Below are 25,322 nucleotides of genomic sequence, written 5' to 3'. Positions count from 1 at the left end.
CAGGTGCCCGCCGCCGACCACACGCTGCGGATCCTGCGCTTCCTCGCCCGCCGCGCCGGGCCCGTCGCGGCCTCGGCGCTCGCGCGGGAGCTCGAGATCCCCCGTTCGACCGTGTACCACCTGCTCGCCACGCTCGAGGCGCACGGCTTCGTGGTGCACCTCCCGCAGGAGCGCCGCTGGGGTCTCGGCACGAGCGCGTTCGAGCTGGCCGGAGGGTACTCGCGGCAGGAGCCGCTCGCGCGCCTCGGCCGGCCGCTGCTGGCCGCCCTCGCCGACCGTCTCGGGGAGAGCGCGCACCTCGCCGTGATGACCGGGCGCGACGTGCTCTACATCGTCGAGGAGCGCGCGCTGCGCCGCCCCGCACTGATCACCGACGTGGGCGTGCGGCTTCCGGCCCACCTCACCGCGACCGGCCGGGCGATGCTCGCCGCGCTCCCCCGCGAGCAGGTGCGCGCGCTGTATCCCGACGCCGCGGCGTTCGCGCAGCGCACGGGAGGCGGGCCCGCCCGGCCGCGCGAGCTCAACGAGCTGCTGCGCGAGGTGCGGCGGCAGGGCGTCGCCCGAGAGGACGGCGAAGTCACGACCGGCTTCCGCTCCGTCGGCATCGCCGTGCGCGACCACGTCGACTGGCCCGTGGCGGCGGTCGCCATGACCTGGGCGGAGGACGCTCCGGTCGACGAGACGACGATCGTGGAAGCCGTCACCGAGACCGCGCGCCAGCTGCAGCGCCGGCTCGGGTACGGCACCCGCCCGCGGGCCTGAGCCCGGCCCGCGCTCGAGCGGAGCCCTGCCGTGCACCCGTGTGCGCGCTTCCGAGCCGTGTTTCCCTCCCCCGGTCGCCTTTCCCTCCCCGTGTGCGCGTCTGCCAGGGGAGGGAAAGACGACGCGGGGAGGGAAACGCGAGCCGAGCCGTGCCGAGCCGAGCGCGCCGCACGCCCCCGCACCGCGCACCCCGCGCCCACACGGCCCGCGCACAGCCGACGGCGGCAGGATCGGCGTGTGCGGACCTCCACCGATCGGGCGCGACGGCGCCGGGCCGCCCTCATCGCCGGAGTCGTGGGCCTCGCCGCCGGCATCGCCGGATCCTGGATCCCGTCGTTCTGGGGCGATGAGGCGGCGAGCGTCATGTCGGCCTCGCGCACCTGGCCGGAGCTGTGGCGGATGCTCCAGGTCGTGGACGGGGTGCACGGCGCGTACTACGCGTTCCTGCATCTGTGGATCGGCCTGTTCGGGGCGAGCGAGTTCTCCGTGCGGCTGCCCAGCGCGATCGCGGCGGGGCTGCTCGCCGCCGGCACCGCAGTTCTCGCCGGGCGGCTCGGCGGGCCGCGGCTCGCCCTGACCGCCGGTCTCGTCGCCGCCCTGCTGCCGCGCACGGCCGTGATGGCGGCCGAGGCCCGCTCGTACGCGATCGGCACGGCGATCGCGGTCTGGCTGACCGTGCTGCTGCTGGCCCTGCTGGAGCGGCGGCGCACGCCGTGGCTGTGGGCAGCGTACGCGGTCGGAGCGGCCGCCGCGGTCTACGTCTTCCTCTACCTGGCGCTGCTGCTCGTGGTCCACGGGGTGTTCGTGCTGCTTGCGCACCGCGCGCGGATGCGGATCTGGGCCGGCTGGGCCGCCGGCGCAGCCGTGCTGGCGGCGCCGATCGCGCTGCTCGCCGCGGCCGAGAGGAATCAGATCGGCTTCCTCGCCCACCGCGACTACATCACCCTGCAGAACGTGCTCGCGCTGCAGTGGTTCGATCCGGTGACGGCGTGGCCGTGCGGGGCCCTCATCGCGATCGGCGCGGTGGCCGCCTGGCGCGCCAGGCGGCTTTCCCCGGACCGCGCCCGGCTGGCGCTGCTCACCGCGCTGTGGCTGCTGCTGCCGACCGCGGCGATCCTGCTCGCGAGCGTGACGATCGCGCCGATGTACACGGTGCGCTACCTGTCGTTCTGCACCCCCGCCGCCGCAGTGCTCGTCGCGCTCGGCGTGCACGCGACCGCCGCGTGGGCTGCGGCGCGGGCCCCGGTGCGGGCGCCACTCGTCAGCACCGTGCTGCTCGCGGTGCTGCTCGCAGCGTTCGTGCCGAACCTGGTGGTGCAGCGCACGCCCTACGCGAAGGACGGCAGCGACTGGCGCGAGGCGGCGGCCTACCTGAGCGCCCGCGCCCAGCCGGGCGATGCCGTCGTCTACGACGCCCGCCCGAAGGACTCCGAGGCGCCTCGGCTGATCGCCGCGGTCTACCCCTCCGCCGTCGCGGGCCTGCGCGATCCGGCCCTGATCTCCGCGTACCGGGGACGCGCCGGGCTGTGGGACCGGACCCGCTCGAACACCGCGCTCACGGCCGCCGATCTCGGCGGGGCCGCCTGGGTCGTGGAGCGAGGTCCGGCCGCCGCCGCGTCGCCGGACGTGCGGCATCTCGAGACGCTCGGCTACCGGATCCGGTCGGAGCATCGCATCAACGTCACGACGATCCTGCGCATGACCCGCTGACGCTCCTGTGCATGCTGCGCGGACGCCGCGGTCGCGCATCCGGCCGCGCTCAGAGCGGCACGTACATCACGACGCTCAGCCCGGGGGCGTCCGAGGGGACCACGCTGTGGTGCTCGAACTCCAGGCGTCCGTCGTCGGGGTGCTGGAAGACGCGGCGGCGCGACGTGAAGCGCTCGACCGCGTGCTCCGCCCACTGGACGCGGAAGTCCTCGCTCGCCGAGAGCAGCCGGGCGATCAGGGCACGATGCCGGTCGGATCCGATCCGCACGCCGGATTCGGCCCGGAACTCGGCGAGGAAGCGCCGGCTCTCCTGGTCCCAGTCCGGCAGCATGCGGCGCAGGCGGGGGTCGGTGTAGATGAGCCAGAGCAGGTTGCGATCGGCCGGATCCACGGTGCCGATCGGCGCGTACAGTCGCGCATAGGGGGCGTTCCACCCGAGGATCGCCCAGTCGCTCGCCACGACGAACGCCGGGAACGCGAGTGCGTCGACCAGCCGCTGCAGATGATCCGGGATCCGCTCCTGCTCCTCGGCGGCGGAGTCCTCGTCCGGGCCGGCGAGCCGCACCACGTAGTCGGTCTCGGCCGGGCTCAGCTGCAGCACGCGCGCGACCGCGCCCAGCACCTGCCGCGAGACGCCGATGTCCCGCCCCTGCTCGAGCCAGGTGAACCAGCTGGCGCTGACCCCGGCGAGGGCGGCGACCTCCTCGCGGCTGAGACCGATGTCGCCGCGCCGCGCGGCCTGGGGCAGGCCCAGCGCGGAGCGGCTCGCGGCGCGGCGCCGGGAGGCGAGGAACTCCCCCAGCTGCTCGCGGCGGGGTGTGCGCGGCCGGATCATGGAAAAACAGTACTCCGTGTACTAGTACAAACCCTCCTCGCCGCCGGGCTCGGCAGAACAGCACGGCAGGTCCACAATGGTGACCATGGTCGCTTATCGCTCTCGCACGGTCACCCACGGACGCAACATGGCGGGCGCGCGCGCCCTCTTCCGCGCGGCCGGCGTCAACGGCGCCGACCTGGGGCGCAAGCCCATCATCGCCGTCGCGAACTCGTTCACCGAGTTCGTCCCCGGCCACACCCACCTCGCGCCCGTCGGGCGCATCGTGTCGGACGCGATCACCGAGGCGGGCGGCATCCCCCGCGAGTTCAACACGATCGCCGTCGACGACGGCATCGCGATGGGCCACGGCGGCATGCTGTACTCGCTGCCCTCGCGCGACCTCATCGCCGACTCGGTGGAGTACATGGTCAACGCGCACTGCGCCGACGCCCTGGTCTGCATCTCGAACTGCGACAAGATCACCCCGGGCATGCTGCTCGCGGCACTCCGCCTGAACATCCCGACGGTGTTCGTCTCCGGCGGCCCCATGGAGGCCGGCCGTGCGACGCTCGTCGACGGCACGGTGCGCTCGCTCGACCTCGTCGACGCGATCAGCGACGCGGTGAACGAGAAGATCTCCGACGCCGACATCCTCCGCATCGAGGAGTCCGCCTGCCCGACCTGCGGATCCTGCTCCGGCATGTTCACCGCCAACTCGATGAACTGCCTCACCGAGGCGATCGGACTCTCGCTGCCCGGCAACGGCTCCGTGCTCGCCACGCACACGGCGCGCCGCGCGCTGTACGAGAAGGCCGGATCCCTCGTCGTCGACATCACCAAGCGCTACTACGAGGGCGACGACGAGAGCGTGCTGCCCAAGAGCATCGCGACCGAGGCCGCGTTCGGCAACGCGATGGCGCTCGACATCGCCATGGGCGGATCCACGAACACGATCCTGCACCTGCTCGCGGCGGCGCACGAGGCGGGCGTCGACTTCGGCCTCGCCGAGATCGACGCGATCTCGCGCCGCGTGCCGTGCCTCGCGAAGGTCGCCCCGAACTCCGCCGGCGGCCGCACCTACTACATGGAGGACGTGCACCGCGCCGGCGGCATCCCCGCCCTGCTCGGCGAGCTGCGCCGCGGCGGCCTGCTCGACGACACCGTGCACACGGTGCACGCCGCGACGCTCGGCGAGTGGCTGGACGAGTGGGACGTGCGCGGCGGGTCCGCCTCGGCGCAGTCCGAGGACCTGTGGCACGCCGCCCCGGGCGGGCGACGCTCATCCACCGCGTTCTCGCAGTCGGAGCGCTGGGCCTCGCTCGACACCGACGCCGAGGGCGGCTGCATCCGCGACGTCGCGCACGCCTACTCGAAGGACGGCGGCCTCGGCGTGCTGCACGGCAACATCGCCGAGAACGGCGCCGTCGTGAAGACGGCGGGCGTGGACGAGTCGATCTGGACCTTCTCCGGCCCCGCCGTCGTGTGCGAGTCGCAGGACGAGGCCGTCGAGAAGATCCTGAACAAGCAGGTCAAGGAGGGCGACGTCGTCGTCATCCGCTACGAGGGTCCCAAGGGCGGCCCCGGCATGCAGGAGATGCTGTACCCGACGTCGTTCCTCAAGGGACGCGGCCTCGGCAAGGCGTGCGCCCTGATCACCGACGGCCGCTTCTCCGGGGGCACCTCCGGCCTGTCGATCGGGCACATCTCCCCCGAGGCGGCGGCGGGCGGCATGATCGCCCTCGTCGAGGACGGCGACATCATCTCGATCGACATCCCCACCCGCAAGCTCGAGCTCGAGGTGCCGTGGGAGGAGCTGGAGCGCCGCCGCGAGCACCTCGAGGCGAACGGCGGCTACCGGCCGCGCAACCGCGTCCGCGAGGTCAGCCCCGCGCTGCGCGCCTACGCGCACTTCGCGCAGTCGGCGGACAAGGGCGCGATCCGCATCGTCCCCGAGCTCTGAGGCCGGGTTCCGGAGGCATCAGCCTTCGGAACCCGGCGTCAGGCCGGCACCGCCGCCCGGCGGTCGCGGTGCGTGCGCGCCGCCCACCGCCCGTCGGTGCGGGTGACCTCGATCGGGTGGGCGAACGCGCGCGAGATCGTCTCGGTCGTCACCGCGTCATCGATCGCCCCGATCGCCGCGATCGCCCCTCCCGCGATGACGAGGGCATGACTCGTCGTCTCCGGCAGATCCTCCAGGTGATGCGTGACGAGGATCGACGCGAGCCCCGGATCCCGGTGCGCGAGCGCGTCGATCGTCTCCAGGAGCTGCTCCCGGGCGGCCACGTCGAGCCCGGTCATCGGCTCGTCGAGCAGGATCAGACGGGGATCGCAGGCGAGTGCCCGCGCGATCAGCGCCCGGCCCCGCTCCCCCTGCGAGAGCGTCGGCCATCGGGCGTCGCACCGATGCGCGAGGCCCACCTCGGCGATGAGCCGATGCGCGAGCGCGGTCTGCGCGGGCGTCGGCGCCCAGCGCATCGGAGTCTCGATCGTCCCCGTCAGGCCGGTCAGCACGACCTCGGTCACGGTGAGGGGCGAGCGCAGCGGATGCCGCGGATCCACGTGGCCGATCCGGCGGCGCAGCTCCTGCAGGTCGACCCGGCCGATCCTGTGGCCCAGCACCTCCGCGGTCCCGCTCGACGGGTGCGTCCGCGCGCCGCAGATGCCGAGGATCGAGCTCTTGCCGGCGCCGTTGGGGCCCAGGAGCGTCCAGTGCTCGCCCGCACGCACGACCAGCTCGATCTCCTGCAGGATGTCGCGCCCGTCGCGCCGCAGCGTCACCCCGTCCAGCCGGACGACCTCGCCGCTCACCGCAGGCCGTCCTTCAGCGACGCCAGGTGCGACCGGCTGAGGCGGGAGGCGGCCGCGGCATCGCCGGAACGGATCGCATCGGCCAGGCGCACGTGCGCCTCGTGGTCCTCGTCGTCGCCGAAGGAGGCGCGGATCCGCAGCATCGCGATCATCGTCTGCCGCAGCCGCGGGGTGAACCCGTCGAACAGCTCGGTGAGGATGGGGTTGGCGGCGGCGACGACGATCGCGCGGTGGAACGCGAGATCCGCGTCCACGTGCTCCTCGAGATGGGAGCGGTGCTCCGCGCGATGACGGAGGGCGCGGCGGATCGCGCGGAGATCGTCCGGCGAGCGGCGCTCCGCGGCGAGCGCCGCGGCATCCCCCTCGATCGCCGCCCTCGCCTCGATGACGCTGACGATGTCGGCGCGCTGCAGCACCGCGTCCCAGTCCTCTCGCACGTCGAGCGCGGTGACGAAGACGCCCGCGCCCTGTCGCGCCGACAGCACTCCCCTGCCCGCCAGCTGGCGGATCGCCTCGCGCACCGTGGACCGCCCCACCCCCAGCTGGGCGGCGAGCGTCGTCTCACCGGGGAGCCGGGCGCCCAGCACCCACTCTTCGCCCCTGATCCTGTCCAGGAGCACGTCCGCGGTCTGATCCGCCATCGAAGAACGCTGCACGCTCGGCCCCATGATCGCATCCACTCCTCAACTTGTCTGCGGAGTTAACGCTACACTGCCTGCATGCTCCCGAGCGCGATCCTCCTTCTTCACCGCCACGGCGGGGACTGACCGGTCCGGCACCCCGTCGTGGCTGATGCCGCCGCGCCGACCGCCGAAACCCCTCGCAGAGAGCAGAAGAGCATGACCCGCGCCCCCTTTCCCGGAATCTCCACGCCCGCCGGGCCCGTCCCCGCCGGCGCGCCGGCCTGGAACCGCCAGCGGCACTCGCAGATGCCGTCGCATCGCTACGCCGATCCCTACGACCGCGTCTCGATCGCCCTCTCGGCGCAGGAGCGCACCTGGCCGACCCGGCGCCTCACCGCCGCACCCCTGTGGGTGCCGGTCGACCTCCGCGACGGCAACCAGGCACTGGCCGAGCCGATGGATCCGGCGCGCAAGCGGCGCTTCTTCGAGCTCATGGTCGCGATGGGCTACAAGGAGATCGAGGTCGGCTACCCGTCCGCCTCGCAGACCGACTTCGACTTCGTGCGCCTGATCGCCGAGCAGGGCATCGCGCCGGAGGACGTGACGATCGTCGTGTTCACGGCCGCGCGCCGCGATCTCATCGCACGCACGGTCGAGTCGATCCGCGACATCCGCAATCCCGTCGTCATCCACCTGTACACCGCGACGGCGCCGATCTGGCGGGAGACCGTGCTCGGTCGCGATCGCGACGAGCTGCGCGCGCTGATCCTCGACGCAGGACGAGACGTGCTCGAGCTCGCCGGCGGGCTTCCCCACGTGCGCTTCGAGTTCTCCCCCGAGGTGTTCATGCTGACCGAGCCCGACTACGCGCTCGAGATCTGCAACGCGATGACCGCCCTGTGGGAGGCGACGCCGGAGCGCCCGGTGATCCTCAACCTGCCGGCGACGGTCGAGATCGCCACGCCCAACGTGTACGCCGACCAGATCGAGTACATGCACCGCCATCTCGACCGGCGCGAGAGCGTCATCCTGTCGGTCCATCCGCACAACGACCGCGGCACCGGGATCGCCTGCGCCGAGCTGGCCGTGCTCGCCGGCGCGCAGCGGGTCGAGGGCTGCCTGTTCGGCAACGGCGAGCGCACCGGCAACGTCGACCTCGTCACGCTCGCCCTGAACCTGCACGCCCAGGGCATCGATCCGATGATCGACTTCTCCGACATCGACGAGATCCGCCGCACGGTCGAGCACAGCAACCGGATCGAGGTGCACCCGCGGCATCCCTACGTCGGCGACCTCGTGCACACGGCGTTCAGCGGCACCCACCAGGACGCGATCCGCAAGGGCTTCGCCGAGCACCGGGAACGCGCCGCGTGCGAGGGACGCTCCGAGCGGGAGATCGCCTGGCGCGTGCCGTACCTCCCCGTCGATCCGGCCGACCTCGGCCGCTCCTACGACGCGGTGATCCGCGTGAACTCGCAGTCGGGCAAGGGCGGGATCGCCTACCTGCTCGAGACGGAGTTCGGGATCCGGCTCCCGCGCCGGCTGGAGATCGACCTGGCCGGGCACGTGCAACGGCACGCCGATCAGAGCGGCCTCGAGCTCGACGCGCACGGGCTCTGGCGCATCTTCGACGACGCCTATCTCGCCGGCGACGAGGAGCCCCGCATCGCGCTGTCGCAGGTGCGCACCGACGCCGCTGCCGAGCCGCGCACGATGTTCCGGCTGCGCGTCGACGGGTCCGAGCACGACTCCGAGCACCCCGGTGTGGGACCGGTGGAGGCGCTCACCGAGGCGCTCGCGGCGCACGGTGCACCCATCGAGATCCTCGACCTGCAGCAGACGAGTCTCGGCGCCGGCAGCGACGGCGAGGCGCTGACGCTAATCGAGTACCGCGGGGCGCACGGCACCGGATGGGCCGCCGGACGGGACGGATCGGTGCTGACCGCGACGCTCAACGCCGTGCTCACCGCCGCGAACGCGTCGCTGCGCTGAGCCGCGGGCCGCGGATCCGCACTCCCTCGGGGTCTGATCCGCGGCCGCGGCACGCCGTGCGGACCGCCTCAGCCGGCCGTCGACGCGCGCACGACGAGGGTGCCGTGCTCGGGCGCGGGCACCGCAAGTGCGAGCTCGGGCTCGAGCTGCCGCAGCAGCTCGGCCGCGGCCTGCCGGCCCAGCGCCTGCGGCTGCAGGTCGACCGCGGTGATCTCCGGGGAGATCCCACGCAGGCGTTCCGCGTCCGACCCGCACACCACGCGCACGTCCTCGGGCACACGGACCCCGCGCGCCACCAGGCGGTCGACGAGGGCGCGGGCGTGGTCGCTCGTCATGCAGTACACGCCGTCGGGCGGCAGGGGCAGCGCGAGCAGCTCGTCGGCGGCGACCGCCCCTTCGTCGGGCTCCGCGCGCTCGGGCACGGACAGGACGATCTGCGCCTCCTCGGGCACTCGCTCGCGATAGCGCTGCTCGGTCGCCGTGTTCCACTCGATCGGGTCGGTGCCCACGACCAGGGCGATCCGTTGCGCTCCGCACACGGCGAGGTGCTCCAGCACGCGATCGGTGATCAGCGCGGTGGCGATGTCGACGATGTGGGGATCCCCCGGATCCGCGACATCGGCTCCCACGAGCGTGTAGGGCATGCCCCCCGCGCGCAGCGCGGCGATGAGCGGGTCGCCCTCCACGGGGTCGGTCACGATGATGCCGTCGCACGCCCAGGCGGTCGTCGGCGCCTGGGGCACCGTCGGATCGGCGACGAGCATCAGCGCGTAGCCGTGCGCGAGCGACGTGAGCGCGGCCGCGCCCGCGAAGCGCGGGAAGTAGTCGACGTCCTGGATCTGCTGGGGCTCCGCGCCGACCGCCGGGCGCAGCACGAGCCCGATCACGCCCAGCCGGCTGCGCCGCAGGCCGCTGGCCACCACGTCGGGGTGGTAGCCGAGCTCGGTCGCCGCCGCCCGCACGCGCGCCTGGGTGGCGGGGTTGACGACGCCGTTGCCCGAGAAGGTGTGCGACACCGTGGTGACGGAGACCCCTGCCCTGCGGGCGACATCGCGGATCGTGGATCGCTGTCTGCGCATGCCGCGATGATAATCTCCGGATCCGCTTGCCCAAATCGTTTTGGCTCTTTACCGTTGCGTGTCGAGCGCGAACAAGGACGTCGCGCACCCGACCTTCCGCCCTGGAGCCCTCATGTCGCAGACGACACCCCCCGAGACCGCAGACCCGTCCCCCGCGCTGACGCACGCCGTGCCCGCCGACAGCGCGACCCGCATCGAGACGCACGGCATCGACTACATCCCGGACACGGAGCGCCACGGCCGTGCGCGCGATCTGCTCGCCGTCTGGGCGGCACCCAACGTGAACTTCCTCGCCGTCGTGATCGGGGTGACCCTCGTGCTGCTGGGTCTGGACCTGTGGCAGGCGCTGCTCGCGATCGTGATCGGCAACCTGTTCTCGATCATCACCGGCATCGTCGCCGGTTCGGGGCCGGCCGCAGGAGCCCCCAGCGAGGTCATCACCCGCGCCATGTACGGCATCACCGGCAACCGGTTCAACGTCGCCATCGCCGGCTGGCTGATCAGCGTCTGCTACCTCGCGATCAACTGGGCCGCCGCGACGACCGTCGCCGTCGGCCTGCTCGGCCGGCTCGGCATCGCGTCGAACGGCTGGACGATCGCGATCAGCGCGATCGTGATCGCCGCCGCCACCATGGTGATCAGCGTGTACGGCCACGGCCTGATCATGCGCCTGTACCAGCCGCTCGCGATCCTGCTCGCGGTGATCTTCGCGGGCATGGCCGTGTTCGTGGTCGGCGGCGCGAAGTGGAGCTACACCCCGGCCGCACCGCTGCACGGCCTGGATCTGGTCGCGATGATGGCCGCCGGCATCGCCCTCGTCGCGTCCGGTCCGCTGTCGTACACGAACAGCGCCGACTTCGCCCGCTACCTGCCCGCGAGCACCCGGGTGCGCGACGTCGCCCTGTGGACCACGCTCGGGATGGTGATCCCCGGCGTGCTGGCCACGTTCGTCGGCGCCCTCGCGGCGAGCGCCGTGGACATGTCGGATCCGGAAGCGGGGCTCGAGAAGTTCCTGCCGGGCTGGTTCGCCCCGATCTTCCTCATCTCCGTGATCGTCGGCACCATCGCCAACAACGCGATGACCGCGTACAGCTCCGGACTCGCCCTCCAGGCCGTCGGCATCCGCCTGCCGCGCTCGCGCACCGTGCTCCTCGACGGAACGGTGGGCGTGCTGATGACGCTGTTCGCCCTGCTGGTCTGGAACTTCCTGGACAGCGTCTCCAGCGCGCTGCAGCTGGCGGTCACGATCCTCGCGCCGGTGATGGGCGTGTACCTCGCCGACATGCTGTGGCGCCGCAACCGCTACGACGGCGCGGCCCTCGCCGACGACAGCCGCGGCAGCCGCTTCTGGTTCACCGGCGGCGTGCACGTCCCCGGCGCGATCGCGGTGCTGGCCGGCATCGGCGCCTCGCTCCTGTGCAGCGCGACGCTCGTCTTCACCGGGCCGATCGCCGCCGCGATCGGCGGCATCGACCTGTCGGTGCCGGTGGGCCTGCTCGTGCCCTTCGCGCTCTATCTTCTGCTGGTGCGCCGCTCGCCCCGCTCGCTGGCCTCGCTCTGACCGCTCACGCCGACAAGGATCCCCTCTCATGACTTCGAACGAGACACGCACCACGCACTACCGCGGCGGCGCGATCTTCACCTCCGACACGCAGCCGTGGGCGCAGTCGCTGATCGTCGAGGACGGCCGCGTGCTCTTCGTCGGCGACACGGCCGCCGCCGACGCCTTCGCGGCCGACGCCGTGGTCGAGCTCGACGGCGCGCTGGTGATCCCGGGGATCGTCGACGCGCACACGCACCTGATCGGACTGGGCGAGTCGCTCGAGCAGGTGGACCTGCACGACGCGCCCGATCTCGCGGAGATCCAGGCGCGCATCGCCGCGGCCGCGGCGGCGGATCCCGACGCGCCGCGGATCCAGGGTCGCAGCTGGCTGTTCTCCAGCCTCGACGGCCGCGCTCCGCACCGGGAGATGATCGACGCGGTCGTCTCCGATCGCCCGGTGTACCTGAACGCGAACGACAACCACTCCGCCTGGCTGAACTCGGCGGCTCTGGCCGAGCTGGGGATCGACGACGAGACCCCGGATCCGCTCGGCGGCACGATCCAGCGCGATGCACAGGGCCGCGCGACCGGCATGCTGCGGGAGAACGCCGTGTTCGCGTTCCTGCGCGTGCGGCTGGACGCGCTCACGAGCGATGCCGACCGCGAGGCGCAGTTCGAGGCAGCGCTGCGCACGTACCTCGACGCAGGGGTCACCGCTGCGGTCGACATGGCGCTGTCCGAACCGGATCTCCGCGCGATGCTCGCCGTCCAGGAGCGGCACGGCGGGATCCTGCCGATGCACGTCGCCGCGCACTGGGCCGTCTATCGCACCGGGACCGCCGACGGCGACGCCGCCGCGGTCGATCGTGCGATCGCCCTGAACCGGGAGCACCCCGGCCCCGGTCTGCGGATCGCCGGGATCAAGCTCTTCGTCGACGGCGTGATCGACAGCTGCACGGCGGCCATGCGGGCGCCGTTCGCCGACGGCTCGCAGCCCGAGGCGCTCTGGGACCTTCCCTCCCTGACCGCGGTGGTCACGCGCGCCGACGCGGCCGGCCTCCAGATCGCGATGCACGCGATCGGCGATGCCGCATCCGCCCTCGCGCTCGATGCGCTGGAGGCCGCGGTCGCGACCAACGGCCCCCGCGCCGATCGCCGCCACCGCATCGAGCACCTCGAGACGGTCGACGCCGCGACGCCGCTGCGCCTGGCACGGCTGGGCGTCGTCGCCTCGATGCAGCCCGTGCACTGCGATCCCGCGATCCAGGACAACTGGCGCGCGATGCTCGGCGACGACCGCGCCGAACGGGGCTACCCCTGGGGCGAGTTCGCCGAGGCGGGCGCGACGCTCGCGCTCGGCACCGACGCGCCGACCGCGCCGTTCGATCCGCTGCCCAACCTGTTCATCGCGACCACCCGGCGCTCGGCGTTCGATCCGGACCTCCCGGCCAACCTCCCCGCCCATGCGATGGCCGTCGCCGACGCGGTGCGCCGGGCCACCCGCGACGCGGCGTACGCCGCACGCTGGGACGGCGAGCTCGGAGTGCTGCGCGCCGGGACCTCGGCCGATTTCGTGGTGCTCGACGCGGATCCGTTCCGCGACGGGCCCGAGGCGTTCCTCGCCGCGCAGGTGCGCGCCACGGTCGTCCGCGGGCAGGAGCACTCCGCCGCCCTCGTCCAGGACCGCTGACGCCGACCGCCCCCGGGGTCGTCGAGCGAGGACGCCGCAGGCTCCCGAGACGAAACGCGGTGCACTCGCCGGGCGCCGCGTCTCGTCTCGCTCCGCTCGCTCGACGACCGGCAGGGCGCGTGCGTCGCTCAGCGCTCGTAGAGGAGGATCACGCTGCCGGCGCCGTCGACGCGGCGGGTCTCGCGATAGCCGAGGTCGCGCAGGTCGCTGAGCCCCCAGTCGTCCTCGACGCCCTGGAACGACAGCTCGACCACCCACACGCGGTCCACGCCGTCGAAACGTCCCATGCCGGCCGCCCGCGGGATCCCGTAGGTCTGGTCGTACCAGGTGTACGACTTCTGGTACGGCGTCTTCAGCAGCAGATCTGTGACGTTGCGGAAGGAGGCGGGATCCGTCGCCTTCGCGAGCCGGGTGCGCTGGGACGGCCGCGCCCCGTCGTCGAACACGATGCCGTCACCGGGGTGCGCGTTCGCACGGATGAAGGCCGAGATGTCGTTCCAGTCCGACTGGTTCTTCGCGTACGGCCCGCGCTGCAGCGCGGCCACCGGCACCGCCGCGACCACCACCGCGGCGATCGCGATGCCCGCGAGCCACGCCCCGCGGCGCGACCCCGGCCCTTCCTGCGGGCCGGGGGCGTCCGCGGGCGCCGGCGGCGCGCCGATCCGGGCGAGGGTCCGCACGCCGAGGGCCATCACGATCGCGACGGCGGGCGCGGAGAACGTGCCGTACCGGGCGGTGTAGACCGCCATGAACGGGGTGACGGCGAGGAGCAGACCCATCGGCACGAGCATCCAGCTGAGCGCCACGACCTCGAGCCGCACCCCGGGCGTGCGCCACAGCCGCCCGCCCTCTCGGCGGATCCGCACGAGGTCGCGCACGAACGCGATCACGGCGATCAGGATCAGGGCCCAGGCGAGCGCGGTGAACCACCACTCCTGGAACCACATGTTCTTCAGCACGACCTCGGCCGTGACCGATTCGCGCACGGCGAGGAACGCGATCTGGCGGCGCTGCAGGAAGCCGAACCAGGCGATCGGCGCACACAGCACGAGGGCGATCCCGGTGCTGAGCGCCCAGGCCCGCCAGCGCCGGCGCAGCGGCGGCGCCAGCAGCACGATCACGAGCGCGGCGAACACCATGAGGGCGAAGTACAGGAACGTCCAGGTCGCGACGGTGAGCACCGCGGCGTAGCCGGCCCACCATCCGGCTGCGGTGCCGGGTCGGCGGGAGATCTCGACGAGCAGCACGATCAGCACGGCGGCGAAGGCCGCGCCGATCGCATACGAGCGCGCCTCCTCCCCCGCGAAGATCAGCCGCGGCTCGAGGGCGGTGAACACGCCCGCGACGACGGCGAACCGGATCCCGCCGAGCCGCCCGCACAGCCACACGACCGCGGCGGTGCAGACGCCGATCGCGAGCGCGGACGGGAACCGGATCGAGAACGCGCTCGGCCCGAACACATCGATCCAGGCGTGCAGCCCGAAGTAGTACAGCCCGTGCACGGCGTCGACGTAGCTCAGCATGTGCCAGAGCGACGGCAGCGGCCGCGTCGCCGACATGAGGCTCGCGGCCTCGTCGCCCCAGAGGGAGGGGATCCACGATCCCGCCGCGCTCGTCGCGACCGCGAACAGGCCCAGCACGGCCGCCCACAGCCCCAGCCGCCGGGTATCCGCCGTCGCCCGCGACCCGGAGGTGAGCGACCGCTCCGAGGCGGTGCCGACAGCGGAGGAGGTCACGTCCCGAGGCTAGCGGGCCGTCCTTGGCCGCTCCTCCGAACCCCCTGTCAGCCGCCTGTCCCCGACGCGCCCGCCGGCGCCCGTGTTCCCGCCCGCGAGCACCCCCCGCAGGGTGATCCCGCAACCCGGCCGTTCGCGGTGCGGCACCGTCCCGACATCCGATGTTCTCCGAGCGTTCACTCGGACGCCGCCGAATATCCTGGAAGCGTGCCCCTCTCCTCCTCCGTGCGCCGAGTCCGCTCCGCCGCCCGACGTCTCAAGCGCGCCGCCGAAGCGGAGCGCATCGCATTCTGGCGGTCCCGTCCGGTGCGCCCCGATCAGGTCCTGTACGAGTCGTTCGCCGGCAACGGCATGCTGTGCAACCCGGAGGCGATCTTCCGCCACCTGCTGACGGATCCCGCATACGCGCACCTCACCCACGTCTGGGCGATCTCGGACGACGATGCGATCGAGCGCTTCCGTGCCGAGTTCGCGGACGACCGGCGGGTGTCATTCGTGCGCCGGGGGTCCGCCTCGTACCGTCAGGCGCTGTCGGTCAGCGGCTGGCTGATCAACAACGCGACCTTCCCGACCTGGTTCGGCAAGCGGGAGGGCCAGGTCTATCTGAACACCTGGCACGGCACCCCCCTCAAGCTCATGGGCTTCGACATGCCCGCCGGCGCCGTGCAGTCCGCGAACACCCTGCGCAACTTCCTGATGTCGGACTACCTGCTGGCGGCGAACCCGTTCATGGCGGAGACCATGTACGAGGGCGCCTACCGGCTCACCAACGTCTACCCCGGCACGATCATCGAGGAGGGCTACCCGCGCATCGACCGGCAGCGTCTCGACGCCGCGGAGGAGGACGCGGTGCGCGCCGAGCTCGAGCAGAGCGGCGTCGCGCTCGACGGCAAGCCGATCGTGCTGTTCGCGCCCACATGGCGGGGCAGCTCGTTCGACGACCCGGAAGACAACATCGACGAGCTCGCCGCCCAGCTCGCGCAGCTGCAGGAGGGCGTCGGAGACGACCACGTCGTCGTGCTGAAGACGCACCAGATCGTGCACGCACGTGCCGCCTCACGCCCGGCGCTGGCCCGCTCGCTGGCTCCGAACTCGATCCCCACGAACGTCCTGCTGGGGGCGTCGGCCGGACTCGTCACCGACTACTCGTCGATCTTCTTCGACTACCTCGCCAGCGGCCGCCCGATCGCGTTCTTCACGCCGGACGCCGACCTCTACTCCTCCGGGCGCGGCACGTACATGCCCCTGGACACCCTCCCCGGCCCGGTCGACGCCGACGCCGCCCGCACCGGTCGCGCCCTCGCCGCCCTGCTGCACGGCGCGCCGCCGCATCCCCAGTACGCCGCCTGGGCCGAGAGGTTCGCTCCGTTCGAGGACGGCGCGGCGACGGCCAGGGTGGTCGACATCGTGTTCGGCGGAGCCCGTGACGGCTATCGCGCCCGTCCCACCGCCCGCGACGGCCGCAAGCGCCTGCTCGTGTATCTGGGCGGGATGAAGCCGAACGGCATCACCACCAGCGCGCTGAACCTGCTCGGGGCCATCGACCACAGCCGCTACGACGTGACCGCCCTCCTGCCGAAGCGACGCGGGAGCACCGACCCGCTGACGCAGGCGCGCATCCCCGCGGAGGTGCGCCAGGTGTTCCGGATCGGCGGGATGAACGGCTCCAAGGCCGTGCACCTGCGCCGTCGCATCGACGAGTGGCGCGGGTCCCCGCGCACCCCGGGGACCGAGCCGTGGCACGAGAGGCTCTGGAACGCGGAGTGGATGCGCGTGTTCGGCGAGGCGAGGTTCGACTGGGTCGCCGACTTCAGCGGCTACGGCCCGGTGTGGACCACGCTGCTGCTGCACGCCCCGGCCGTGAGCGAGGGCGGACCGGATCCCGTGCGGGCCATCTGGATGCACAACGAGATGGCGGCCGACCGCGAGCGCACCGTGAACGGGAAGGCCAGCATGAAGCGCGGCCTCGGCACCGTGTTCGCGATGTACTCCGAGTACGACCAGCTCGTCTCCGTCTCGCATCAGCTCACCGAGCTGAACCGGGCGGAGCTCGCCGAATACGCCTCCGGTGATCACTTCCGCACCGTGCGCAACTTCCCGGACGTCGAGCACGTGATCCGCGGCGCGCGGCGCCCGCTCAGCGACTTCTTCGCCGAGTCCGATGCGCAGTACGAGGCAGCCGATCAGGAGATCCCGCCGCGACCCGCCTGGTACGACGCGCTCCAGGCCGATGAGGGCGAGCTGCGCTGGTTCGTCACGATCGGGCGCCTGAGCCCCGAGAAGAACCACGCCCGCCTGATCCGCTCGTTCCAGAAGGTGCACGCCGCGCATCCCGAGTCGCGTCTGCTCATCGTGGGCGGCGGACCGCTGCGCGCCGACCTGCAGCAGCAGATCGACGACGCCGGGCTCGCTGACGCCGCCTTCCTCACCGGTGCTCAGCGCAATCCCTACGCGCTGCTCGCCGCCTCCGACTGCTTCGTGCTCTCCAGCCTCTACGAGGGCCAGCCGATGGTGCTCATCGAGGCGGCGATCTGCGAGCTGCCGATCGTCTCGACCTCGTTCGGCTCGGTCTACGGGGCGCTCCCCGAGGGCGCCATCCGGATCGTGGGTCAGGACGACGACGCCCTCGCGGCGGGCATGACGGCGTTCCTGGACGGCGACGTGCCGGCGGCGACGCTGGACGTGGACGCATATCGCGCCGACGTGAAGGCCGAGTTCGAGGCTCTTCTCGCCGACTGATCCGGGCCGGCCGTCCCCGAGCCGTCGAACGCCCCGGCGCCTCTCGCGCCGCCGGGCGCCGCGATGGCAGACTCGAAGTCCGCGGGGATGCGCAACGAGGCGCGCCCCGGAACGACCGATCGGGGATCACCATGGCCTCACCGCACCCTCTGGACTCGCTCACCGGTGCCGAGTTCTCCGCCACCGCCGCCGTCCTCGCACGGGAGCACGGCGTCGACACGGGCTGGCGGTACGCCTCGATCATCCTCAAGGAGCCGCCCAAGGCCGAGGTGAAGGCGTGGCGCGAGGGGGATCCTGTGGTGCGGCGCTCGCTCTCGGTGCTGTGGCGCAAGCAGACGAACGAGGTGTACGAGGCGGTCGTGAACCTCACCGCCGACGCGGTCGAGTCGTGGACGCACGTGCCCGGGGTGACGCCGAACTTCACGATCGACGAGTACCACGACTGCGACCATGCGATGAAGGAGAACCCCGAGGTCCGCGCGGCGCTCGAGGCCCGCGGCGTCGACGTCGACCTCGTGCTGTTCGACGTGTGGACCTATGGCGGCGCGGTGATCCCGGACAAGTGGCGTGACCGGCGCCTGGGCTGGGTGGACCTGTGGATGCGGGCGACGCCGGACGGCAACCCCTACGCGCACCCGGTGAGCGGCCTGAAGATCATCGTCGACATGAACACCCTCGAGGTGCTCGAGATCGAGGAGCATCACGACTACGGCTTCCCCGAGGTGCACGGCGAGTACGTGCCCGAGCTCGCCGGCATCACCCCGCGGACGGATCTGAAGCCGCTGGAGATCGTGCAGCCCGAGGGCGTCTCGTTCACCGTCGACGGAGCCCGCGTCCAGTGGCAGAACTGGGACTTCCGGCTCGGCTTCAACTACCGCGAGGGACCGGTGATCTACCAGGTCGGCTTCGACGACCAGGGCACCCGCCGCGAGGTCGCGTACCGCCTGTCCTTCGCCGAGATGATCGTGCCCTACCGCGACTCCAGCTTCGACCACTACCGCCGTACGGCGTTCGACGTGGGCGAATGGGGGCTCGGCTACATGTGCACGTCGCTCGAGCTCGGCTGCGACTGCCTCGGCGAGATCACCTATCTCGACGCCGTCCTGCCGGACACCGCCGGTCAGCCGTGGACGATCACGAACGCGATCTGCCTGCACGAGGAGGACAACGCCGTGCTCTGGAAGCACGTCGACCCCGATGCGGGCACCGAGGTGCGGCGCCAGCGCCGGTTCGTCGTCTCGGTGCACGCGACCGTCGCGAACTACGAGTACCTCGTGTACTGGCGCTTCTACCAGGACGGCAACATCGAGTGCGAGGTGCGCGCCACCGGCATCATGGTGACCACGCCCATGGCAGAGGGCGAGACCGGCAAGGCCACGGGCACCACGATCGACACCCGCACGTACGCGCCGTTCCACCAGCACTTCCTCATCGCGCGCCTCGATCTGGACGTCGACGGCGACGGCAACACGGTGATCGAGTCCGACTCGATGCCGGCGCCCATCTCCGAGGCGAACCCGTTCGGCCTGGACCTGAACACCCGCGCCACCGTCATCCGCTCGGAGTCCGAGTCGGGCCGCAGCTTCGACTGGGAGCGTCAGCGCGGCTGGAAGGTGCAGAATCCGAGCAAGCTCAACGCGTGGGGCGCGCCCGTGGCGTACAAGCTCGTGCCCTCGGCGTCGTTCCCGGCGATGTTCGACGAGTCGTCGCCGATCCTCAGGCGCAACCCGGTGATCGGCAAGACGCTGTGGGTCACCCGGCACCACGACGACCAGTTCTGGCCCGCGGGCGACTACCCCACCCAGTCGGTGGACGACCTGCACAACGGCATGAGCGCCTGGATCGCGGACGATGAGGACCTCGTCGACCAGGACGTCGTGCTCTGGTACAACTTCGGCATCCACCACATCACCCGCACCGAGGACTGGCCGATCATGCCGGCGGACACGATCTCGTTCTGGCTCAAGCCGTTCGGCTTCTTCGACCGCAACCCCTCGCTGGACGCCCCGCGCACCGCGAAGGGCGCGTCCTGCTCCTGCACGGACGGGGAGTGCCGGTGCGGACACGACCACGGATCCGGTCATGCGCACGACGGCGGTCATGCGCACGGATCCGGTCATCCGCATGACGAGGCCCATCAGCACGATCACCACGGCTGAGGCGCCGCCGGATCCGGCAGGCTGCGGCTTTGCCGGATCCGGCGCCACGCTCCCCGTGCGGGGTTAGCATCGCGGTATGCGAGAGACCAGGGCGACGCACGGCTGAACGTCCTGGAGCAGCGATCCGTGCCACCCGGCCTCTGCGAAGGAGGCCCGATCATGAGCATGCAGGCGCAGCCGAGCGGCACCACGACCCACGCCGACTGGGGCGCGGGGCGCCCCCATCTGCTGATCACATCCGACGACACCCGGCTGGTCCATCAGCTCGTCGACGATGAGACGCGCATCGGATCCGCGGGAGACTGCCAGATCCGACTGGCCGGACTCGCCGCGGTGCACGCGGTCATCCGGCACGACGCCCACGACGACTACGACCTGGAGATGCTCGCCCCCGGGCAGACCAGCGCGAACATCGCCAAGTCCGCCGAGGAGGAGGGCCGCGCGGTCGAGACCCTGCACACCGGCGCGCGGTTCACCGCGGGCGAGTGGCGCTTCGTCTTCGTGCGCGACGAGTTCGCCGACCATGGCCGCCCCTACGGCGGACGGCTCGGCGGCGAGGGCGCGCATCAGCGCCGTCAGCCCCCTCGCCCCGACTACGAGGCCGAAGGGCACACCGGCGCGATGCCCGCACCGCCGGAACCTCCCGTGATCGCACCCGAGGACGGGCTCCCCTCCGACTGAGCCGAGGACCCGCTGCTCGGCACGCTGTGCCCTGTCGAGGGCGCTCCCTGTCGCAGGCGCTGTCGCCCGTCGGCGGTCTGCGGAATACTGGTGCCGTCCGAGGAGGCGACGTGTTCCAGACCGACGTGACCGATGTCCCGCAGCTGAGCTTCACCGGCGCCATGCCCGGCGCGGGGCGGATCGACCAGCTCGTCGCGGAGGCGCATGATCGATACTCCGGCCAGGACGACGGCACCGTGGCCGACTACATCCCCCTCCTGGCGGAGGCGGATCCGGCGTGGTTCGGGTTGTCCGTGGTCGACGTCGACGGAGGCACCCACGCAGCCGGGGACGTCGACATCGCCTTCTCGATCCAGTCGATCTCCAAGGCCTTCGTCTTCGCGCTCGCGGCCGACGAGATCGGCCACGACACCATCGTGGAGACGGTGGGCGTGAACAACACCGGCCTCGCCTTCAACTCCGTCGTCGCCGTCGAGCTCAACGACGGCAGCCCGATGAACCCGATGGTCAACGCGGGGGCGATCGCCACGACCGCCCTGGTGCCCGGGGCGCATGCGGACGAGCGCTGGCAGCGCATCCGCGACGGACTCAGCCGCTTCGCGGGGCGTCCCCTCGCGCTCGACGGCGAGGTGTACCGGTCCGAGTCGTTCACGAATCATCGGAACCAGGCGCTGGCCCTCCTGCTGCAGAGTTACGGGCGCCTGGCGATCGCGCCAGACGAGGCCACCGACATCTACACACGGCAGTGCTCGCTGGCGGTGACGGCGCAGGACCTGGCCGTGATGGGGGCGACTCTCGCCGACGGAGGCGTGAACCCGGTGACCGGCGAGCGCGTGGTCTCCGCCGAGACGGCCCGCGACACGCTCGCCCTCCTCGCGTCCTGCGGGATGTACGAGCGCAGCGGGGAGTGGCTGTTCGAGATCGGCCTTCCCGCGAAGTCCGGCGTTTCGGGAGGCATCGTCGCGATCGCGCCGGGCAAGGGCGCTGTCGGCACGTTCTCCCCCCGCCTCGACGAGGCGGGCAACAGCGTGCGCGGGCAGCGTGCGTGCGCGTTCCTCTCCCGCGCGCTCGGCCTCAACCTCTTCGCCTCGGCACCCCGCGCCGCAGGCCCATCCCCCGCGTGACAGGATCCGATCCCCCTTCGAAGGAGCCGTTCATGACCGCCGCCACCGCCACCGAGCACGTCGAGGAGCGCCGCTCCTGGGCGCCCATGGTCGGGCTCTTCCTCGCCCAGGTACTGATGTCGTTCAACGTCGCGGCCCTGCCGATCTCGCTCGGCGGGATGGTCGAGGACTTCGGCGTGCCGCCCACCACCGCCAGCTCGACGATCGTGGTCTACGGTCTCGCCGTCGCAGCCCTCGTCATGACCGGCGCCAAGCTCGGGCAGAGGGTCGGCTGGGTGCTGATCTTCCGCGTCGTGGTGGCCGTGTTCGCGGTGAGCAGCGTGATGATGATCACCGCCTCTTCCATCGGCTGGGCGATCGGCGGCCAGGTGCTCGCGGGCGCCTCCGCGGCCATCATCGTCCCCTCGCTCGTCGCGCTCATCGCCGAGAACTACCGCGGCGCACAGCAGGCGACCGCCGTCGGCTCCCTCGGCTCCGCGCGGGCCTTCTCCGGCATCAGCGCGTTCCTCATCGGCGGAACCCTGGGCACCCTCGTCGGCTGGCGGCCGGTGTTCTTCATCACACTCGCCCTCGCCGTGGCGGTGTTCGCCCTGAGCTTCGGGCTGCGCGGCGACCGCGGCAACCCGGCGATCCGGATCGACCTCGTGGCGTCGGTGCTGATCGGCGCCGCGGTCGTGCTGCTCACCCTGGGCTTCAACAACCTCAACGCCTGGGGGATCGTCCTCGCCGAGCCCGGGGCGCCCTTCTCCGTCCTCGGGCTCTCCCCCGCCCCGGTCTTCGTCGTGGTCGGCGTGATCTTCGGACAGGCGTTCTTCCTCTGGACCCGGCGCCGGATGAGGATCGGGAAGGTGCCGCTCGTCGACCTGAGCGTGCTCGGCAAGCGCTCGGAGCGCGCCGCGGTGTACGCGATGTTCATCATCGTGGCGATGGAGGCGGCGGTGAACTTCACCGTGCCGACCTACATCCAGGTGGTGCAGGGACGGACGCCGTTCGACACGTCCCTCGCGATGATGCCGTTCAACCTCACCGTGTTCGTGACCGCGACGCTCATCGTGCGCTTCTACAAGCGCTTCGCCCCGCGGACCATCGCACTGTTCTCCTTCACCCTGACCACCGCCGCCCTCGTCTGGCTCTCGATCGTCGTCACGAACAACTGGGAGACGTTCCCGACGATCCTCGGTCTCGTCGTCTTCGGCATCGGTCAGGGATCGCTCGTCACGCTCGTGTTCAACGTGCTCGTCACCGCGGCGCCGAAGAGCCTCGCCGGGGACGTGGGATCCATCCGCGGCACGACGCAGAACCTCGCGAGCGCGGTGGGGACGGCGGTCATGGGCGCCCTGCTGGTCACTCTCCTGAGCATGGGATTCACCCGGGCCGTCGCCGAGCACGACGAGCTGCCGCCGTCGATCATGACGCAGGTCGATCTGGACCAGGTCAACTTCCTCAGCAACGACGCGCTCAAGGCGAAGTTCGAGGAGACGGACGCGACGCCGGCGCAGATCGATGCCGCCGTGGCGATCAACGAGGAGCAGCGCCTGCGCACGCTCCGGCTCGGCTTCCTCGTGCTCGCCGGCATCAGCGCGATCGCCGCCCTCCCGGCGTCTCGCCTGCCGCGCTACCGCCCGGAGGAGATCCCGGCGCCGGACAACCTGCCCGACGAGGACTGAGCGGCGCTCAGGACTCGGACGGCTGCAGCGGCAGCTGCGGGCCGTGGTTCCAGGCCAGGATGGCAGGCTGCTCGCGCGAGTATCCCAGCACCGAGACGGATCCGGCGTCGAGCGTGATCGCGGCGCCGAAGCGCGGGGCCTGGCGCAGGAACACGGCGGTGAGGATCCGCAGGTAGTGGCCGTGCGCGATGAGCGCCACGTCGCCGTCGACCATCGCCGGCAGCACCCGGGTGAGCACGCGGGAGGCTCGAGCGGCCACCTCTTCGACGGTCTCCCCCGGCGTCTCGCCGCGGATCACGCCGTGCGTGAACGCGCTCCAGTCGTAGCCGAGCTCCGCGCGGATGTCCTTGGTGGTGCGCCCCTCGTAGCCGCCGTAGTCCCACTCCACCAGCAGCGGGTCGACGTCGGCCTCGAGACCGGCCAGCTGCGCCGTGCGGCGGGCACGCTGCAGCGGCGAGGACAGCACGAGCCGGAAGTCGTAGCCGGTGACGAGCGCGCCGGCCAGACGGGCCAGCTCCTCCCCGCGCGGCGTGAGCGGGATGTCGGTGCGCCCGGTGTGCCGACCGCTGCGCGACCACTCGGTCTCGCCGTGCCGCAGCAGCACGAGCTTGCCCTGCGGGTTGTCCGGGGCGGGACGGTCGGGCAGCGGGTCAAGGGGCGTCGCGAGGTTCTGCACCCTGCAACGGTACGCTCCCGCGCCCGTCCTCCTCCCGGACGACAGGCGGTCGCGCGGCATCGCGCTGCGCGCGGCGCAGCCGTGTGCAGGCGAGCGGGACGATCCTCACCCCGACGATCATGCTGCGCAGACCGAGCACGATCGTGAGCGCACGCACTCCCCAGGCCGGCAGGAACGCGCAGAGCACCGCGAGCGCGAGGTCGAGAACGCCGAAGACGAGCTCGACCCGGGGCGTCTCGCTCTGCGCCCGCACCACCGCCACCACCTTGGACATGCCGCTGGAGAGATAGACGAGCGCGGCGATCAGGACCAGGCCGTCGTCGGGCACCGCCCCCGCGCACAGGGCGGCGCCGCCCGCCACCGCGAGCAGACCGCTCACGACGCTCAGGATCCGTCCCCGGCCACGCGTAAGCGCGGAGCCGAGATCGTCGATCCCCGACAGCAGGAAGCCGAGGCCGATCAGGAGGCGCAGCCGCAGCAGCACCGCGTCCCCCTCAGCGATCAGCAGCACGACGCCCGAGAGCAGCGAGACCGCTCCCGCCGCGGCGACGAGCCACCACGGCAGCCCACGGAGCCGAGCGGCGAGACGCTCGCGAAGGGTCCAGGCACGGTCATGCAGGGCGGGCACCTGAACATGCTACGGGCGCCAGGACAGTGCCACGAGGGCGAGGACCCGGCTTCGCGTCAGCCGCGCAGCAGCACGAACAGCAGGCAGAGCACGCCGACGAGCAGGGTCGCGGCCGTCAGCGCCACCACCGGCAGACCGGAGCGCAGCACGACCGGCTCGGTCGAGGTGAGCGCCCTGTGCTGTCGCCGGTACCGCCGATGGGATCCGACCAGCACCACGAGCGCGAGCACGAGCCCCGCGAATCCGAGCACGAGCGCGACGCCGCCGATGACCGAGGGCAGGATGCGCATGATGACCACCGACCCGCCGGCGAGCGCGAGCGCGGTGCGCCGCCACGCCAGGGCGGTGCGCTCGGGCTGCAGTCCGGGGTCGAAGACCCGCTCGGGTTCGCCGGTCACGCCAGGAGCACCCCGAGGAGCACCAGCACGCCGGTCGCCACCACGACCAGTGCCAGCGGGATCGCGATCCACGGCGGTCCGAGCGGGGTCGACTCGCGCAGCGCCCGCTCGGTGCGCATCCACCCGAACCACGCCTGCACCGGGGTGAGCAGCCCCGCGACGATGAGCAGGATCGACGCCGCATGACGGAATCCCGGATGCATGCCGAGCCCCAGCGCCTCCAGCGCGACGCCGCCCGCGAGCAGGGCGAGGGAGGTGCGGATCCAGGCCAGGAACGTGCGCTCGTTCGCGAGCGTGAACCGGGCATCCGGCTCCTCGCCGCGGTCGTAGACACGCCGGGGGAATCGGCTGCTGGTCATGCGTCCTCCGTTCGGAGCGAGACGGTGCGGAATCCCGCGTTGCCCATCGACGAATCCGGGGTGTTCGAGCTGCGGGCCGAATTGCGGTAGCGGTTGCAGTACGAGCTGTGGCACAGGTAGCTGCCGCCGCG

General features: G+C 72.0%; 21 protein-coding genes. 11 read left to right on the top strand and 10 right to left on the bottom strand.

Annotation, left to right across the window (positions count from 1 at the left end):
- The first annotated feature begins 3 nt into the window (after positions 1-3).
- Together RL72_RS02660 and RL72_RS02655 are read left to right on the top strand one after the other, a co-directional pair.
- Entirely contained in the window at positions 4-762 is a 759-nt protein-coding gene (locus RL72_RS02660) for an IclR family transcriptional regulator (protein WP_045249275.1), read from the top strand.
- A 237-nt stretch (positions 763-999) separates the two neighbouring features.
- Positions 1,000-2,472 carry a glycosyltransferase family 39 protein gene (locus tag RL72_RS02655; RefSeq protein WP_052674141.1) on the top strand — a complete coding sequence of 491 codons (1,473 nt, stop codon included), beginning with the start codon at positions 1,000-1,002 and terminating at the stop codon, positions 2,470-2,472.
- 49 nt (positions 2,473-2,521) lie between these two features.
- Here RL72_RS02655 and RL72_RS02650 read toward each other — a convergent pair whose 3' ends face one another.
- Positions 2,522-3,307, bottom strand: coding sequence for a helix-turn-helix transcriptional regulator (locus tag RL72_RS02650; protein WP_045249257.1), 786 nt, complete (start codon positions 3,305-3,307; stop codon positions 2,522-2,524).
- An 85-nt stretch (positions 3,308-3,392) separates the two neighbouring features.
- On the opposite strand from RL72_RS02650, the gene ilvD reads away from it, so the two are divergent.
- Positions 3,393-5,249: a dihydroxy-acid dehydratase gene (gene ilvD / locus RL72_RS02645; RefSeq protein WP_045249256.1), complete on the top strand. Its 1,857-nt coding sequence runs from the start codon at positions 3,393-3,395 to the stop codon at positions 5,247-5,249.
- A 38-nt stretch (positions 5,250-5,287) separates the two neighbouring features.
- On the opposite strand, the gene RL72_RS02640 is transcribed toward ilvD, so the two are convergent.
- Both RL72_RS02640 and RL72_RS02635 read right to left on the bottom strand, forming a co-directional pair.
- Complete coding sequence (locus tag RL72_RS02640) at positions 5,288-6,097, bottom strand: ABC transporter ATP-binding protein (RefSeq protein ID WP_045249255.1); 810 nt, start codon at positions 6,095-6,097, stop codon at positions 5,288-5,290.
- Entirely contained in the window at positions 6,094-6,738 is a 645-nt protein-coding gene (locus RL72_RS02635) for a FadR/GntR family transcriptional regulator (RefSeq protein ID WP_248700348.1), read from the bottom strand. Before RL72_RS02635 ends, RL72_RS02640 begins: the two co-directional genes overlap by 4 nt.
- A 198-nt stretch (positions 6,739-6,936) precedes the next feature.
- Here RL72_RS02635 and RL72_RS02630 point away from each other — a divergent pair, with 198 nt between their 5' ends.
- Positions 6,937-8,712, top strand: coding sequence for a 2-isopropylmalate synthase (locus RL72_RS02630; protein ID WP_045249253.1), 1,776 nt, complete (start codon positions 6,937-6,939; stop codon positions 8,710-8,712).
- Positions 8,713-8,780: 68 nt separating this feature from the next.
- Here the strand turns inward: RL72_RS02630 and RL72_RS02625 are convergent, their stop codons facing one another.
- Entirely contained in the window at positions 8,781-9,791 is a 1,011-nt protein-coding gene (locus RL72_RS02625; protein WP_052674140.1) for a LacI family DNA-binding transcriptional regulator, read from the bottom strand.
- 58 nt (positions 9,792-9,849) lie between these two features.
- Here RL72_RS02625 and RL72_RS02620 point away from each other — a divergent pair, with 58 nt between their 5' ends.
- Both RL72_RS02620 and RL72_RS02615 read left to right on the top strand, forming a co-directional pair.
- Positions 9,850-11,352 (top strand): purine-cytosine permease family protein, encoded by a 1,503-nt coding sequence (locus RL72_RS02620; protein ID WP_211256012.1) that lies wholly within the window; start codon positions 9,850-9,852, stop codon positions 11,350-11,352.
- A gap of 28 nt (positions 11,353-11,380) precedes the next feature.
- Entirely contained in the window at positions 11,381-13,024 is a 1,644-nt protein-coding gene (locus tag RL72_RS02615) for an amidohydrolase (protein ID WP_045249251.1), read from the top strand.
- Between the two features lie 128 nt (positions 13,025-13,152).
- On the opposite strand, the gene RL72_RS02610 is transcribed toward RL72_RS02615, so the two are convergent.
- Positions 13,153-14,760: a glycosyltransferase family 39 protein gene (locus tag RL72_RS02610; protein ID WP_052674139.1), complete on the bottom strand. Its 1,608-nt coding sequence runs from the start codon at positions 14,758-14,760 to the stop codon at positions 13,153-13,155.
- A gap of 207 nt (positions 14,761-14,967) precedes the next feature.
- Between RL72_RS02610 and RL72_RS02605 the strand changes: the two genes are divergently transcribed.
- The 5 genes from RL72_RS02605 (at position 14,968) to RL72_RS02585 (ending at position 23,130) form a co-directional block, all read left to right on the top strand.
- Complete coding sequence (locus RL72_RS02605; RefSeq protein WP_045249250.1) at positions 14,968-17,499, top strand: glycosyltransferase; 2,532 nt, start codon at positions 14,968-14,970, stop codon at positions 17,497-17,499.
- Between the two features lie 131 nt (positions 17,500-17,630).
- Positions 17,631-19,658, top strand: coding sequence for a primary-amine oxidase (locus tag RL72_RS02600; protein WP_082071983.1), 2,028 nt, complete (start codon positions 17,631-17,633; stop codon positions 19,656-19,658).
- A gap of 159 nt (positions 19,659-19,817) precedes the next feature.
- Positions 19,818-20,339, top strand: coding sequence for an FHA domain-containing protein (locus RL72_RS02595; RefSeq protein WP_211256011.1), 522 nt, complete (start codon positions 19,818-19,820; stop codon positions 20,337-20,339).
- Between the two features lie 110 nt (positions 20,340-20,449).
- Entirely contained in the window at positions 20,450-21,463 is a 1,014-nt protein-coding gene (glsA, locus tag RL72_RS02590; RefSeq protein ID WP_374700571.1) for a glutaminase A, read from the top strand.
- A gap of 32 nt (positions 21,464-21,495) precedes the next feature.
- On the top strand, positions 21,496-23,130 hold the full coding sequence (locus RL72_RS02585; RefSeq protein WP_045249249.1) for an MFS transporter: 1,635 nt from the start codon (positions 21,496-21,498) through the stop codon (positions 23,128-23,130).
- 7 nt (positions 23,131-23,137) lie between these two features.
- Here RL72_RS02585 and RL72_RS02580 read toward each other — a convergent pair whose 3' ends face one another.
- The 5 genes from RL72_RS02580 to RL72_RS19345 all read right to left on the bottom strand — a co-directional run.
- Positions 23,138-23,806, bottom strand: a complete 669-nt coding sequence (locus RL72_RS02580; RefSeq protein WP_091736500.1) for a histidine phosphatase family protein — start codon at positions 23,804-23,806, stop codon at positions 23,138-23,140.
- Positions 23,781-24,434 carry a hypothetical protein gene (locus tag RL72_RS02575; RefSeq protein WP_045249248.1) on the bottom strand — a complete coding sequence of 218 codons (654 nt, stop codon included), beginning with the start codon at positions 24,432-24,434 and terminating at the stop codon, positions 23,781-23,783. Before RL72_RS02575 ends, RL72_RS02580 begins: the two co-directional genes overlap by 26 nt.
- A gap of 56 nt (positions 24,435-24,490) precedes the next feature.
- A complete protein-coding gene (locus RL72_RS02570) occupies positions 24,491-24,832 on the bottom strand; it encodes a DUF202 domain-containing protein (RefSeq protein WP_045249247.1) in 342 nt (113 codons plus the stop codon).
- Positions 24,829-25,191, bottom strand: coding sequence for a YidH family protein (locus tag RL72_RS02565; protein ID WP_045249246.1), 363 nt, complete (start codon positions 25,189-25,191; stop codon positions 24,829-24,831). The genes RL72_RS02570 and RL72_RS02565 overlap by 4 nt, the downstream gene beginning before the upstream one ends.
- On the bottom strand, positions 25,188-25,322 hold a 135-nt coding region (locus tag RL72_RS19345; RefSeq protein ID WP_156156673.1), incomplete at its 5' end, for an SUMF1/EgtB/PvdO family nonheme iron enzyme. The genes RL72_RS02565 and RL72_RS19345, both read right to left, overlap by 4 nt.

Source organism: Microbacterium azadirachtae (genome assembly GCF_000956545.1).
Lineage (GTDB): Bacteria > Actinomycetota > Actinomycetes > Actinomycetales > Microbacteriaceae > Microbacterium > Microbacterium azadirachtae.
This window is presented reverse-complemented; position numbering and strand designations above follow the sequence as displayed.